Genomic DNA, 14236 nt, shown 5'->3' on the forward strand with positions numbered 1-14236 from the left:
TATAGGCAAAGGCGCAGAAAGAGATGTTGAGATGTTATGCCGTATTGATTAAAATTCTAGTCGATATAAAAAACGATTTTTCTTTCTTAAGATTGCAAAACTGATGAGTTTGTGACAAGGTAGATTTCAACTCAATTTTCTACACTTTACTTTATTTATTAAGATATTTATAAAAAATAGTATATTTTTACTTTACCTTAATTATTACAATCAGTATTCTATTGTGTAGGTGTTTTAGGCTTTAAGGTCGTTGATAAAACTACTTTCATTCCTCCTGTAGTTCCTGTTTCAGCACCAGCGTTGAAGAAAAGGTACTTAATGTCACCTTTAGCCTTCATACTGATTGAACCAGTGATCTCAATAGTTAGTTTACTTTCTACATCAATACTTGATGTAATAGCTTCAGTTACAGAAGAAAATAATTCTTCCAACTGGACGGCAATATTTTCTTCCCTTGTTCCTAATGTATCTAAAATTTCTCCATCTTCAGTCCTTAAATTACCAACTTCTTTTGAATCCACTGTTGTAAGATAGGTTTTTATTGGCATGAATTTTCCTCTTGATTGTTTTCTTTTTATGATTTACTCAATAGGCTCAAAATAAACGTCTGGATTTCCATAAATACAATATAATAACCAGAAAAAATTATGTTGCTCCGCAGCTATTTTTTTTGCATGAGCTATAGCTTGACCAACTGTCATTTTAGTATCTTTACAAAGTAGCTCTACATATACATTTTCTGCAAAATCGATAGCATATTTAGTAGGAACTATTCCCAGCGTCCCAATAAAGACATCTGCACCTTGTCGATAAAATTCCCAACCAAAACTCCTAAACCCATCAAATAATGCTGCTTGTACGGGAACAGTTGAATTGCAGGCATTAGCAAATACAAAACAACCTGGTTTAAACAATAATTGTTGTACCTTATCAATACTTAAATCGCGAATTCGAGATTTACTTGAAGAAATTTGTAGTAGATTTAACGGCTGAAGATGTCCATGACAGGTAAAATGTAATATGTCTGCTAGAGCTGAAGCTCTTATAAGCTCAGAAAATGATTTTTCTCTTAGACGCTCTAGAATAATAGACTCTGATAATCTATCAAATAGCTTGAAAGCCCCTATTGCTTCTGATTCATCAATATTTCCACCAACTACATTAACAATTTTTCTGACTTCTCTCAATCCTTGGTGTTTTTGTCTATTTTCGTTTGGATCAGTTCGTCTATCTCCTAGCCTTGGATAACGGGAGAAGATAAACTTATCTCCTAAAAAGCCCTCTCCATCATGCATCAACTCCCACGGAATCCATTGTTCATTTGTGGAAACTCTGACAGAAAATCCAGATCTCCAATCTTTTATGCGTTTTGCTACTTGATCGGGAACAAGGTTCTTAAAAAGTCTTTGACCAAAACTTTTAAGAGTAGAATCAATATCTTGCCATATTTGGTTCGGAGGATTACCTATAGTGATAGTATCCCCAAGTATATCGCTGAGTTCACTCCAGAAATTTTCAATCTCTGTTTCAATGTTTGACTGATCTGAAATTTCTTTATTCCAATCCCCTGCTTCAGAAGAATGGGGAGAATAAATCGTATAAAATAATTTGGCTTCGCATTTACTCCAAAAAACATGAAGTGTTCGTTTTTCAAGACGGACTTCTTCTCTTGAACCTGGGGTCAAACCAACAGCAGGATCTTCCATCATTAAGACATTTGAAGCATTTGATTGCATTCCAGTCATATCACTCAACCTTTGATGTTACGTTAGTTTTAACAATTGTATATCCCACTCTTGAATATTCATGAAAAAACTCAATTTCAATCATTTGCTCTCCTAATTTAATTGGAACAAGTTGAAACACAACTTCTTCAGAATCAATATTTTTTGTTACTTTTAATTGTTTTCTTCTTTGTTTAATATTGAAATTTTCTGCTGTTATTTGTAAATCAACTTGTACTGTTCCGACTTCACTATCAGTAGGAATACTAACTTTTTGAAGAACACGAGTTTGCTTGGGAATTTGAACAACTAATTGGATTTTCAACTCAACTTCATGTTCAAAAATACACTCAGAGGTGAATTCTATGCGAGTAAAGCGATTTATAGTTTTTTTTTGTTTGTAATAATTACCCTCGATCTTTTCGTTATAATTGCCCTTGTTAAATCCTATTTTGTGAGCGCCAGGTATTTTATTTTCTCCTTGTTGATTATTATAACTTTCGGTATAAAAGCTAGGTTGTTTTAATACCGTGTCTACCATATTTTCTAAGGCTTGAACGCGATCATCTTTTTCTATTAGAAGCACTTGAGATTTTGGTGGTAGAGTTTTGACTCGATCATAAATCTCAAAATATTCCGCATTTAAACGAGACTTATCAGCATTGGATGCAGTTTTTATTTTTAGCAATAAATAATCTTCACCTTTGATTTCCATTGAAGCGAATTGCAGTTTAGCATCAGGATTGTTTTCTGCTAACTGCTTGAAAGAAATAGCGATCGCTCTAGGTTCTATTTCTCGGTTGTGATAAAGGTCGAGAGTATTAAAAATAGGCTTGATAAAATCAGCAAAGTCCCCATCTTCAAACTTTTCTGAGTTATTATCAGGTTTGCGACGAGAATGAGAGTTTTCTTTTGTGGATAAGTGCATAAAAACATATTCACACTTAACTTCATCTAGCTTGGTATTAGTAGTAATACCCCAATTTTCAATACAAGCTCCCGTTAGAGTAGCTCTTGTAAAGTCTGTTCCATCTAACTGCGCCTGTACCAGTTTGGCTCCTGATAAGTCTGCATCCCTTAATTTAGCTTCACTCAAGTTTGCACGAATGAAGCTGGCTCCCGTTAGAGTAGCTCCTGTAAAGTCTGTTCCATCTAACTGCGCCTGTACCAGTTTGGCTCCTGATAAGTCTGCACCCCTTAAATTAGCTTCACTCAAGTCTGCGCCAATGAAGCTAGCATCAGTAAGATCTTTTCTATGTTCAAGATTAATCCTTCGTAAGTTTTTGCGATCAAAGTTGTTATTTTTTCCTATTCCTATGAGCCATCGCTTTGTTTGAATGTCTTTTAGATAAGTTTTTCCTGGACGGATATGATAAAGCATTTTAGCTCCATACCAACGAGCATGAGTAAGAGTAGCTTCTCTTAGATCTGTGCTTTTGAGTCTAGCTTCAGTGAAATTAGCATCAGTTAAATCAGCACCACGGAAATTCGTACCGTCTATAGCAGCAAAAACCATGGCAAAGCTAAGCAACCAAAGATCTTTTTCATTTCCTCCTCTAGCGCGCCAGCTAACATATACGAATGCTCCTATTACTATTCCTACTCCTACGACGGCTGCTGCCACGGCTGCTGCTACGGCTGCTGCTCCTGCCAAGATTACTGCTACGACGGCTGCTGTTACGGCTGCTGCTACTGCCAAGATTACTGCTACTGCTATGGCTCCTATTCCTGCGATGGCTCCTGCTACTGCTATAGCTACGGCTCCTGCTACTGCTCCTGCTACTGCTAATATTACTGCTACTACTACTACTGTTGCTTCTGCTACTGCTCCTAGTCCTGCTACTACAGCTATTACTACTACTATTACTGCTCCTACTATGGCTCCTGCTATGGCTCCTGCTCCTGCTATTGTCCCTGCTCTCTTTCTTTGTTCAATAGTTAAAATCAGGAAACCAGCTAATACTATTAGACTAACCCAACCTGCAATTGGATCTTCTAGGCTAGAGGAGTCAAAAATTAGAGAGACTAAATAACCAACGAATATTGAAAAGAATCCTAATATGCCAGCCAGCAGCCAGGAAAGAATCGTTAAAAGTGTTGCCCAGCGTTTTTGTAATCCACACTTTGCACCAGTAAAATTCGTTCCTATAAGAATGGCTTGAGAAAAGTTGGCACTACGAATATCAGCCTTACTAAAATCTGCTCCTAAAGGTTCTTCTCCTTCTTGTAATCTACATTTTGCACCTGTAAAATTAGTACCCCTCAAAGTAGCACCGATAAAGTTGGCATTGCGAATATCAGCCCCACTAAAATTTGCTCCTGAAAGAGTTTGACCTTCAAAAGATCGATCTTTAAGATTTACACGACGAAAATCTCTTCTTCCTAATGCATACTCTTTTAAAACTTTACTGGCTTCCATTTGATTAGTTTTGAGCTAGTTTGCTCTCTAATTTACAGGAATTTGACCTCATGAAAAATAAAAAAGATATTAAATTAAGCTGTTAAGCATTTGATTAATCACAATTTTCACTTCATCTAAGATATAAATGTAGCGACCCGAAATCATAATCGGGTCGGAGTGATTATAATTTCAGGTTGCTACATATAAATATTTTAAGAATAAAGTCTATACATTACATATATATGTTGAGAACTCTCAAAGAAAGCTTTAAAAATATTCTTCCTCATAAAGATATAAAAAAACTTCGCAGTCTATTACACAATATTTCTTATCCACCATTTTTTTATTCTCAGTTTGCTCACAAATTAGTATTCATCTTCGGTTGTCAACGTAGTGGCACTACCTTGTCTTATTTAATGTTGAATTGTCACCCCTTAATTCAAGGAATTGATGAAACTGACTCTTGTTATAAGCTGCCTCGTCCTGTACAGCTATTTTCACTAAGTAAACAATATTCTTTACTTCTATTAAAACTTCCAAATCAAACTTTTAATTTAGAATACTTTGTTCATAATTTACAGGGAATTAAAATTCTGTGGTCTGTGAGAAATCCTTACGCGGTGATTTCTTCCATGCTGCGATGGAAACTCAAAAATGTTAGTTGGATTAAAGTTCATGCCCAAGCAGAGTTATGGCAACATTCCTTTCTCTTTCCAGAAATCCTAGAACTCGATCTTGCTAATCTAGATGAGGTTTCTTTAGGTGCTTATATCTGGAAATACAAAGAGCGTACTTTGCAGTTATATCAACAAAGTAATCTTGATATTTTTTCTTATAAATATGAAGAACTTCTAGATGATCCTCGTCTGATTATGTCAAATGTTTTAGATTTTATGGAATTAGGATGGAATGACAATGTTTTATGTCATGAACAGTATTATCAATTCGATAGAATATATCCTGGCGGAACTCAACAGAAAAAACCTTTAGATAAATCTCGAAAACAACCTAAGTTATTACTATCTACAGAGGAAATCGATTTGATTACTAATATTTGCTCTGAGGAAATGCAACCTTACCAATATACTAAACCTCTTGCATAATTAATTCATGTTACATTTAAAGACTTTACTAATGGTTGTGTTGCCAAAAATCGAGTCATTCTTGTAGTATGTTTTGGTTGTCAACAGTTACTAGAACTAATGAACTCAAAGCAACCTTTTAAGATTTCTCCAAAACTTTTACCCATATTAGTAGTTTCATCCGTTTTTGAGATGACTACTCTCATTAACTCATATTTTTAGCTTAACCGAACCAGTATTGGATTTCAACTTTATTACAGTGATTATGCGTCTCTTAATTGTTTCTACTCTTGATTCTCAAGAACCTTTTGGTGCATTTACCAGACCTTTTTATTTAGGAATGTATTTAGCTCGTCAGTTTGAAGTATGCCAGTTAGGATTGGATTGTTCTGCGGTTGATTATACTCAATCTATATCTATTGGCTCAAGAGGTCTTAAATCTTACATTCAGGCAATACAAAAAGCCATAGCAGAATTTAAACCTGATGTGGTTTATGCTCAAGAAACCCTTCCTGCAACGGCAGCTTTAGTAACGTTTGGGCTTAAAAAGCCTAAAAACTGTCGTTTAGTATTTGATTTTCATACTCTATCTGCTTTTGAGTATTGGACTCGCCTTGCTGTGGCGGATAATAAACTTACTGAATTTAAACAATTTATTAAAACCTATTTAGCACAAGGTACTTTAGTTTTTTCGGGTACGCCAATTATTGCTGCTAGCCAATCAATTGCAGAATCAATTCCGCAATGGTACAAAACACAACCGAAGAAAATTTATAGCGTTGGCAATGGAGTTTCCGAAGACTTATTAAATCTAGCTTCTTCAGAAATGGAAAATCCTTACGCTCATTTATCAACAGCAAAAATTGTTACTGTTATTGCGCCGAAAACCTTTTCTTTTCCCACTAACGATATGTCTGTAGCCATGACTTTGGAAATAGCCAGACATTTAGAATCAAAAAATAAAGATATTCATTTTGTGGTTATTGGTAGAGATGCAGAAGAGCAAAATACACCCAGCCCATCTAATATTACTTTTACGGGATTTTTACCCCAGCGTAGAGATTTCTTAGCTCACTTGAAGTATGCAGATGTTGGTTTATTACCTTTTCCTGAGAAAGCTGTAGCAGGAGGAGCGCGTAACAAGTCTTTAGATTACCTGGCTTGTCAAACATTAGTAATTTCTACCCCAGAAGGATTACGGGGACTCGAAGAATTTAAACATCAAGAACATCTTTTAGTAACTAGCTATTCTACTGAGGAAATAGCTCAAGTTATCGATCGCGCTTGTTCAAATTTAGCAGATTATCAACATTTAATTAACAATTCCTACAAATTAATTACGGATAAGTACTCTTGGAAAGCAAGAGCAGACAAGGTAGCTGATGCTATCAAAGCTCAAGTTTGAGTTTAAACTTTTCTGGAAATTTTATATTTTTGTATTAATCTCAGAGAAAATGCTGAGTCCTAACAAAAATTAAAACTAGAAGTCAGTGTTTTTTGTATTTATCAAAGATACAAGTATAAAAGTATGAAAAGTAAGTGGTATGAGCTTCTTGGTGTAAAGGTAAATCTATTCAGTATGATACAGCTTAATTCTTTAATTGCAGAAGCAGTCAAACTGAATACCAGATGGATTATTGCGAACCATAATCTTAATAGTCTTTACATATATCACCATAATTCTCAAATGAGAACTTTTTACGATATGGCAGATTATATCCACATAGATGGTATGGCTCTGGTTCTTTTGGGTAAATTTCTGCGTCTTCCCTGTGAAAGAAAACATCGAGTTACTTATGCCGATTGGGTATGGTCTTTGATGGAAGAGGCTGCACAACAAAACTGGCGTGTACTTTATCTGGGTTCAAAGCCAGGAGTAGCAGACAAAGGAGCAGCAATCTTACGAGATAAATATCCTCAACTAGAGATTGATACCATTCATGGTTATTTTGATCCTGCTCCAGATAGCTCAGAAAATAAGGCAATTTTAGAGCAAATTAATGCTTATCAACCTCATGTTTTGATGGTGGGAATGGGAATGCCTCGTCAGGAACAATGGATTTTAGATAATGTTGATAGCATCAAAACTAATGCGATTCTTCCCAGTGGTGCTTGTATTGACTATGTGGCTGGAGAAGTAGCAACTCCTCCTCGCTGGATGGGAAAAGCAGGTTTAGAGTGGTTATATCGTCTTATAACTGAGCCGAAAAGACTTTGGAAGCGTTATCTAATAGAGCCTTGGTTTATTTTGAAGTTGTTCTTTGGGGAGTTATGGACTTTCTACGTTTACAAAAAAGCTTATCTGAAGTAAGTATTTATTAGGGGTAAACATTGGCTTGCCTCTCCCAGTTGATTATTTTTGGCAAAAAATTATACAGTTTCTCCTGCATCACCTGGAGACTTTGTGAGGAGATAGAATTCACCGAGTTACCAAGTCAGAATAAATATGAGTTTTAAAGTTTTTTCCTTATAAAAAATAATTTGATATCTATCTGACTAGTTTTGATAATTAATATTAATTCAAAATTAAAGTATTAATCTCTCTATCTGTTTTTTACTGATGACAGCTAACTACGAATCCAAAACTTTACATTGACCATAGTAAGATAAAAGCCGATCGCAGAGTACTAAGGCTACCATTGCTTCTACCATGGGAACGGCTCTAGGTAGTACACAGGGATCGTGTCTTCCTTTGGCTGCTAAAACCGTTTCTGCTCCTTCGTTGGTAACAGTGCGTTGCTCTTTCCCCACAGTAGCAGTGGGTTTAAAAGCGATACGAATTACAATGTTTTCTCCGTTAGAAATGCCACCCTGCACACCTCCAGAGCGATTGGTTGTAGTCCGAGTTTCCCCGTTTTCATCAATGTAAAATTCATCATTGTGTTCGCTTCCTGTCATGGTTGTACCAGCAAAACCCGAACCAATTTCAAAGCCTTTGGTTGCGGGAAGAGACATTACTGCTTTGGCTAAATCTGCTTCTAATTTGTCAAATACAGGATCGCCTAAACCTTTGGGTACATCACGTACTACACATTCTACTACCCCACCCAGAGAGTCTTTTTCTTTACGGATATCATCAATGAGATCGATCATCTTAGTAGCGCATTCGGAATCGGGACACCTAACAATGTTGCTTTCTACCTGTTCTAAGGTGACTGTGTTGTTGTCAACTACCGCTTCTAAATCTTTAATGCGCTTTACATAGCCAACAATTTCTACATTATTATGTTGTTTTAAGATCTTTTTGGCGATCGCTCCTGCTGCAACACGACCAATAGTTTCTCTAGCTGAAGCTCTTCCTCCTCCTTTCCAGTTACGAATTCCATACTTCGCGTCGTAAGTAGCATCTGCATGGGAAGGACGATACTTAACTGACATTTCATTATAATCTTGAGAGCGCGCATCCTTATTGCGTACCAAGATAGCGATGGGTGTTCCTAAAGTTTGACCTTCAAAAACTCCCGAAATAATTTCACAGGTATCAGTTTCTTTTCGGGGTGTTGTAATTTTACTTTGTCCTGGTCTTCTGCGATCGAGATCGAATTGTATTTCTTCTTCTGTAATGGCTAACTTTGGTGGACAACCATCTACGATCACACCCACACCTCCACCGTGAGATTCCCCAAAAGTTGTAATACGAAAAAGTTGTCCGAATGTGTTACCCATGATGCTTTATTGTAGAAGAGTTAAGCGTTCTGTATTTTATCTTATCTTGATGTTGTTGAGAAATTATACGCGATCAGGCGAAGCCTGGCATTTCGCGGTCAGCTTCGCGCTTCTCGCAAAGCGAGATCGCCTTGAACCTTGGTTTTTATTAAGAAATTATAAATTTTTAGGCAGAATAACCTTACGAAGAAGGTGATGGACAATATCCGTAGAAACTGGCAAATAGTTCATCAAAACTTAATTAATACTACTGATATCTTTATCTTGGCTAGACCCAACAAGGGCAAGAAATACTTATTATTAGAGATAAGGAACAACAAATAAATATTGATTTCTAAACTATTTTAATTCCTTGATTCAGTGTGTGTGTTACTTTCGCCTTTGAGCTATTCAAGGGCGATTTTTTTGATTCCGTATAATTCCGTAAATAATTTATAGCAACTTAATCAATGTAGCCAGTTACTTTATCTAACAAACAACCAAAAATTTTTTTTTTACGTATAATTAGATATATAAGCTTAAAAATTTATTTAGTGTTTGGTCTTAGGGCAATCAAGAACCAACTGTATTTTTAAATATTTTTATTTCTTAGCTAAGTGTGTGTCTGTTACTACCTTCAATTGAATTGGGGGTATTTTTTTTTGTAAAATTTTAATTTGTTCTTGAATGTCAATTCCTCAGCGCATTTATCATTTACTATTTATTGCTTATTAAATGTTTAAGATGAGCGTTTTTTGTCTTGGTTCGCTTGACGGCTATGTAGTGAGTCGATTATTGCAGAAGGGTTTCCCTCAGCAATTAACTGGCGAACCGCGAACCCGAAGGTGGTCTGACCGCTTCTGATTTGGTGAGGAGGTGAGCTTTACAGTTAACTTTAATTAGCCCTACCTACTTACTTATTCCCTCTTACTAATTTTTTTAGCCCTTAAATAACCAATTGAAAATCTTGATTAAAGAAATGACGATAAACCCCTTCTGTAATTAAAAAAGCCACCACAAAATTAGTTAAAGCGATCGCAAATAAAATTAAAATCTGATAAGAAGCTGCATTTAAAGGAGTTGCTCCTGCTAAAATTTGACCCGTAAACATTCCAGGTAAACTTACTAAACCTACCACCATCATGTTATTTAAAGTAGGGATTAAACCAGTACGGATTGCTTCTTTTTGATAATTAAAAATAGCTTGTTTTGGTGTTGCACCTAAAGATAGATGAGTTTCAATTTCGAGAGAATTTTGTTTAATCGCACTTGATAAACGATCTCCTGATAAAGATGCGCTATTCATGGCATTTCCTAACAACATTCCCGCTAAAGGTATCAAATATTGAGGTTGGTACCAAGTAATAGGTTGTACAATAATTAAAATTATATAACTTAAAGTTAAAGCAGTACTTGCAAAAATAGATAACCAAACTATTGGTAATAAAGTTTTAATCTTTTTATCAATGCGATTCCGAGCTACTACCGCAGCGATAGAAATCATCACTAATATAATGGCTAATACGGCTAACCAGTTATCAAGAGCAAAGACAATATCTAAAGCATAACCCACTACTAAAAGCTGTAGTAAAGATCGACCAGCACCAAAGATAAATTTACTTTCTAAACTTAGTTTTTGCCATAAAGAAAGAGCGATCGCTATTCCAATAAGACCCAAACATAAAGCCAGATCGATAATGTCTAATTCAACAAGATTATTCATTTAAGAAAAGAGGAATGAGGAATGAGAAACTAGAATTAGGAAAGCTAGAGCAAGGAGGAAAGAAGAAGATCGGGATGATTAATAATTAGCAATTAAATAACTAGAACTTACGCAGTGAAAAGAGAAATCTAAGTTTGAGGGAACAGGGAACAGAAAATCGAAGTTTACAAACTTTTTTTTGTTTTAGGTACGTAATTGCTAATAACAACGAACTACCAATTAATAAGCGATCGCTCTCTCACAACTTTGCCATAAATAGCGATAGTTTGTTGTGCTAATTTATCCCAACTAAAACGAGTTGCTAAAGAATTGTAAGCATTATCTACTAACCATTGAGCATAATCAGGATTTTTTAATACTTTTAAAATTCCCCAAGCCAAAGAATCAGCATTATTGGCGTAGGTAACAACTCCTGTTTTGTTGTGTTGCACCACTTCTGATAGCCCGCCTGTATTAGATACTACAACAGGAACACGGGCAGCAAAACTTTCCAATGCTACAATACCAAAAGGTTCATAAAGGCTGGGAAATACAGCACAATCAGCAATGGTTTGGAATAAATCAAGTTCTTCGTCTGCCATAAAGCCTGTAAAGTAACATCTTTCCCAAATACCTAGAGTTTCTGCTTGTTGTTTCAGGCTATCTATATTGCCACCGCCAATAATGACAAATTTTACTTTACCACCCATTTCCCACAATATTCTGGGTGCAGCATTTAATAGGACAAAAACTCCTTTTTCGTAAGCCATACGTCCGACATAATAAATAATACGCTCATCATCATGAGCAAAGCGACGACGAAAAGCTACAGGATCGAAATTTGTAGGATGGGTTTTCTTTTCAGGACGAATGCCATTGTAAACTACATCGATTTTATCCCAAGGAGAATGTAAAGCTCGTTCTACCTCGTAGCGCATATACTGGCTACAAACAATTACCCGCCAAGCATTGTGAACTAGGCTTTTTTCTTTACCATCAATATATTGTTGTTCAGCTTGATAGATCCCATTGTTACGACCACATTCTGTAGCGTGAATAGTGGCAATTAGGGGTATTTTAAAAGTATGCTTAAGAGCGATCGCAGCATCTCCCACTAACCAATCATGGGCGTGAATTAGATCGAACCCCCCCTCTTCTTTAATGAGCTTTTCTCCGTAGTTACCCATACTATGGTTCATATTGGCAACCCAATGAAAAAAATCACTTCCTGTTGCTACAGGAACGCGATGAAGATGAATACCTTCAACAATTTCATATTTTGGTGCATCACCAAACTCTACAGTTATTAAATGAACTTTGTGGTTTAATTTAACAATTTCTGGATACAATTCGGCAACATGACGGGCGATACCTCCCACTAAACGGGGTGGAAATTCCCAAGCAAGGACTAATACTTTCATTGATGAGTTTTAGTTATGTCTAGATAGATTTTAGTCGCCCTTGTTAAAAATTTAACAGATATACTTGAGAGCGAATTACTTAAGCGATTATCGATAACTGATAAAGGAAGACTGTATTATCGTAAAAGAAACCTTTAATTAAAATTATCAAGATGATCATATTACCAGGCTCGACAGTTAAAGTAACTAATTCCGACGACACTTATTATAACTTTCAAGGACTCGTACAACGTATTGATGATGGTCAAGTAGCTGTTTTATTTGAAGGCGGAAATTGGGATAAGCTAGTCACTTTTAATTTATCAGAATTAGAAGCAGTAGACCTGACTAAAGGGAAGAAAAAAAAGAAATAATCAGTTATCACCTTATCAGTTCCCAGTCACTAACCGCCAACTATTAACAACCAGCCAAATCATGCGCTTACCTTTACCGCAGTTTACAATAGACGATCGCCAAGACAATCATATTGGGGAAGTCATTGAAACTGCTACAACCCATTACACGGCTCAATGTTTAGAGCCAGAAGACCTCAAATTTCCTTCTATGCCTCCTTTTGGTAGTTGGATCAAGTCTTTTGATGAAGAATCAGGAAATAAAATTTATTCGGTAGTGACTTATGTTACTACTACTCCCATTGATTCTGTGCATCGTGCGAGGGCTTTAGGCTTATCTTTGGCTGAGTTACGAGAACAGCAACCACAAATTTTTGCCATGCTGAAAACTGAATTTAAGGCTGCTATTGTGGGTTATGAAATTGCTGCCAATAATCATAATGGTAATGGTGCAGTTGAGGGCAAAGTATACCAATACCTACCACCCCGCCCTCCTCAAATTCATCAGGGTGTCTATCGTTGTGAAGCAGAAGAAGTTATTCACTTTACAGAAGACTTGGATTTTTTAAGAACATTGTTGCAAGTTAGAGATATCCCAGTAGAGTCTTTGGTAGCAGCAGCTATCAGAGAGGTGTATCGCTTAAGAAAAGCTAATCGAACTTGGTTGGTGCAGGTGGGTAGAACTTTAAGTACTCTGCTAAAAGACGATTACGATCGTTTGCGGTATATTCTAAGTCAAATTAGTTGGCAATGAATTTTTGCTGGTTATCGATCGTTGACTTAAGCAACAATTTCAAGATCTTCGCTACTGAGAACGATATCATTACTGAAATTAGCGATCGCTCTTGGATTATTGGGACCAGTACCATCAGAGTCATAGAGTAATCTGTCGGTATTGGTGTTATAAATAAAGCGATCGTCGCTATCTTGAGGGATATTACCCACGATAAATTGATTGGGGTCGAGAATTCCTAGGGTTAAGCCTCCACCAAAGCCATTGGCAGAAATAGTTATTAAGTCTTCCCCAATGGAGAAATCGGTAATAGTATCAACGCCTTGATTAGGGGCAAAGTAGTTAAAGCGATCGCTACCTGCGCCACCAGTCATAATGTCGTTACTCACTCCTCCCACAAGCCCATCATCTTGCGAGCCACCAAAGAGAGTATCGATGCCACCACCACCTTCTAAAGTAACGGAAAATTCAGTAACCGCACTGGCATCGAGAGTATTAGCACCGCCTCCTGCTGTGGCACGAACTAATTCTACTTCGCTCAAAGTATCGACTCCTCGTCCTGTTAACTGAGTATTGGTAACAGTAAAGTCAAAATTGCCCGACTCAAAAACAAGGTCGTTTCCTGAACCACCAAAGATAGTGTCATCACCGTTACCACCTTTGAGACTATCGTTACCTTCTCCTCCTTGAAGTTCGTCAAAACCGCCTTCTCCATCGAGAAGATCGTTATCATTATTTCCTAATAAAGTATCTCTCCCTTCTCCTCCTCTAAGAGTGTCATTACCTGCATCCCCTATCAGGCGGTCGTTACCTTGTTGACCACGGATAAGATCATTAGCATTACCCCCATCAACAGTATCATTACCTACATCACCATTGAGAGTATCGCTACCTTCATTGCCTTCAACAAAGTCATTACCATTGTCGGCAAAGACTAGATCGTTATCAGAACCACCGCTAATAGTATCATCACCACTGCCACCAAGTAAGCGATCGTTACCAGCCTCTCCTGCGATTAAATCAGCCTCATTGTTACCATTGATGGTATCGTCGCCAATGCCTCCATTAAGAACGTCAAAACCAGCACCACCAGTTAAAAAGTCGTTGCCAGCTTCTCCGTTTAAAGTGTCGTCTCCAGAATTACCTTCTAAACGATCGAGATCGCTTCCACCAAAAATCAGGTCATTTTCCGAACC

At 36.8% G+C, this 14236-nt stretch carries 12 protein-coding genes; 5 read left to right on the forward strand and 7 right to left on the reverse strand.

All coding sequences use genetic code 11. The features are described from left to right. Positions 1 to 218: 218 nt before the first annotated feature. From H1P_RS09415 to H1P_RS09425, 3 genes are read right to left on the reverse strand one after another with little or no spacing between them, the layout of a single operon-like run. Positions 219 to 548, reverse strand: coding sequence for a hypothetical protein (locus H1P_RS09415; RefSeq protein WP_144866554.1), 330 nt, complete (start codon positions 546 to 548; stop codon positions 219 to 221). 33 nt (positions 549 to 581) lie between these two features. After that, the gene (locus H1P_RS09420) at positions 582 to 1745 is read right to left on the reverse strand and encodes a CHAT domain-containing protein (RefSeq protein WP_144866556.1); all 1164 of its coding nucleotides are present in this window, start codon (positions 1743 to 1745) and stop codon (positions 582 to 584) included. A 1-nt stretch (position 1746) separates the two neighbouring features. Continuing rightward, positions 1747 to 4143 carry a pentapeptide repeat-containing protein gene (locus H1P_RS09425; protein ID WP_144866558.1) on the reverse strand — a complete coding sequence of 799 codons (2397 nt, stop codon included), beginning with the start codon at positions 4141 to 4143 and terminating at the stop codon, positions 1747 to 1749. A 224-nt stretch (positions 4144 to 4367) separates the two neighbouring features. Between H1P_RS09425 and H1P_RS09430 the strand changes: the two genes are divergently transcribed. From H1P_RS09430 to H1P_RS09440, 3 genes are all read left to right on the forward strand, one after another. Beyond that, on the forward strand, positions 4368 to 5228 hold the full coding sequence (locus H1P_RS09430) for a sulfotransferase family protein (RefSeq protein ID WP_144866560.1): 861 nt from the start codon (positions 4368 to 4370) through the stop codon (positions 5226 to 5228). Between the two features lie 244 nt (positions 5229 to 5472). Beyond that, complete coding sequence (locus H1P_RS09435) at positions 5473 to 6612, forward strand: glycosyltransferase family 4 protein (RefSeq protein WP_222426996.1); 1140 nt, start codon at positions 5473 to 5475, stop codon at positions 6610 to 6612. Between the two features lie 123 nt (positions 6613 to 6735). Next, positions 6736 to 7518: a WecB/TagA/CpsF family glycosyltransferase gene (locus tag H1P_RS09440; protein ID WP_144866562.1), complete on the forward strand. Its 783-nt coding sequence runs from the start codon at positions 6736 to 6738 to the stop codon at positions 7516 to 7518. A gap of 260 nt (positions 7519 to 7778) precedes the next feature. Here the strand turns inward: H1P_RS09440 and aroC are convergent, their stop codons facing one another. From aroC to H1P_RS09455, 3 genes are all read right to left on the reverse strand, one after another. Then, on the reverse strand, positions 7779 to 8873 hold the full coding sequence (gene aroC / locus H1P_RS09445; RefSeq protein WP_144866564.1) for a chorismate synthase: 1095 nt from the start codon (positions 8871 to 8873) through the stop codon (positions 7779 to 7781). Positions 8874 to 9798: 925 nt separating this feature from the next. After that, complete coding sequence (locus tag H1P_RS09450) at positions 9799 to 10575, reverse strand: ABC transporter permease (protein ID WP_144866566.1); 777 nt, start codon at positions 10573 to 10575, stop codon at positions 9799 to 9801. 212 nt (positions 10576 to 10787) lie between these two features. Next, positions 10788 to 11975, reverse strand: a complete 1188-nt coding sequence (locus H1P_RS09455; protein ID WP_144866568.1) for a glycosyltransferase family 4 protein — start codon at positions 11973 to 11975, stop codon at positions 10788 to 10790. Between the two features lie 152 nt (positions 11976 to 12127). Between H1P_RS09455 and H1P_RS09460 the strand changes: the two genes are divergently transcribed. Further along, entirely contained in the window at positions 12128 to 12328 is a 201-nt protein-coding gene (locus H1P_RS09460; protein WP_144866570.1) for an NAD(P)H dehydrogenase subunit NdhS, read from the forward strand. A 61-nt stretch (positions 12329 to 12389) separates the two neighbouring features. After that, entirely contained in the window at positions 12390 to 13061 is a 672-nt protein-coding gene (locus H1P_RS09465) for an HAS-barrel domain-containing protein (RefSeq protein ID WP_144866572.1), read from the forward strand. Positions 13062 to 13087: 26 nt separating this feature from the next. Here the strand turns inward: H1P_RS09465 and H1P_RS09470 are convergent. After that, positions 13088 to 14236, reverse strand: a 1149-nt coding sequence (locus H1P_RS09470; protein WP_144866574.1) for a calcium-binding protein, incomplete at its 5' end; no start/stop codon positions are given.

Source organism: Hyella patelloides LEGE 07179, assembly GCF_900659865.1.
GTDB classification, from domain to species: domain Bacteria; phylum Cyanobacteriota; class Cyanobacteriia; order Cyanobacteriales; family Xenococcaceae; genus Hyella; species Hyella patelloides.

What these genes read in the sequence shown, in the direction of transcription:
- H1P_RS09460 (WP_144866570.1), top strand. Translation starts at nt 12,128, where the DNA reads ATGATCATATTACCAGGCTCGACAGTTAAAGTAACTAATTCCGACGAC.
- H1P_RS09415 (WP_144866554.1), bottom strand. Translation starts at nt 548, where the DNA reads ATGCCAATAAAAACCTATCTTACAACAGTGGATTCAAAAGAAGTTGGT.
- H1P_RS09435 (WP_222426996.1), top strand. Translation starts at nt 5,473, where the DNA reads ATGCGTCTCTTAATTGTTTCTACTCTTGATTCTCAAGAACCTTTTGGT.
- H1P_RS09425 (WP_144866558.1), bottom strand. Translation starts at nt 4,143, where the DNA reads ATGGAAGCCAGTAAAGTTTTAAAAGAGTATGCATTAGGAAGAAGAGAT.
- H1P_RS09420 (WP_144866556.1), bottom strand. Translation starts at nt 1,745, where the DNA reads ATGACTGGAATGCAATCAAATGCTTCAAATGTCTTAATGATGGAAGAT.
- H1P_RS09430 (WP_144866560.1), top strand. Translation starts at nt 4,368, where the DNA reads ATGTTGAGAACTCTCAAAGAAAGCTTTAAAAATATTCTTCCTCATAAA.
- aroC (WP_144866564.1), bottom strand. Translation starts at nt 8,873, where the DNA reads ATGGGTAACACATTCGGACAACTTTTTCGTATTACAACTTTTGGGGAA.
- H1P_RS09465 (WP_144866572.1), top strand. Translation starts at nt 12,390, where the DNA reads ATGCGCTTACCTTTACCGCAGTTTACAATAGACGATCGCCAAGACAAT.
- H1P_RS09450 (WP_144866566.1), bottom strand. Translation starts at nt 10,575, where the DNA reads ATGAATAATCTTGTTGAATTAGACATTATCGATCTGGCTTTATGTTTG.
- H1P_RS09440 (WP_144866562.1), top strand. Translation starts at nt 6,736, where the DNA reads ATGAAAAGTAAGTGGTATGAGCTTCTTGGTGTAAAGGTAAATCTATTC.
- H1P_RS09455 (WP_144866568.1), bottom strand. Translation starts at nt 11,975, where the DNA reads ATGAAAGTATTAGTCCTTGCTTGGGAATTTCCACCCCGTTTAGTGGGA.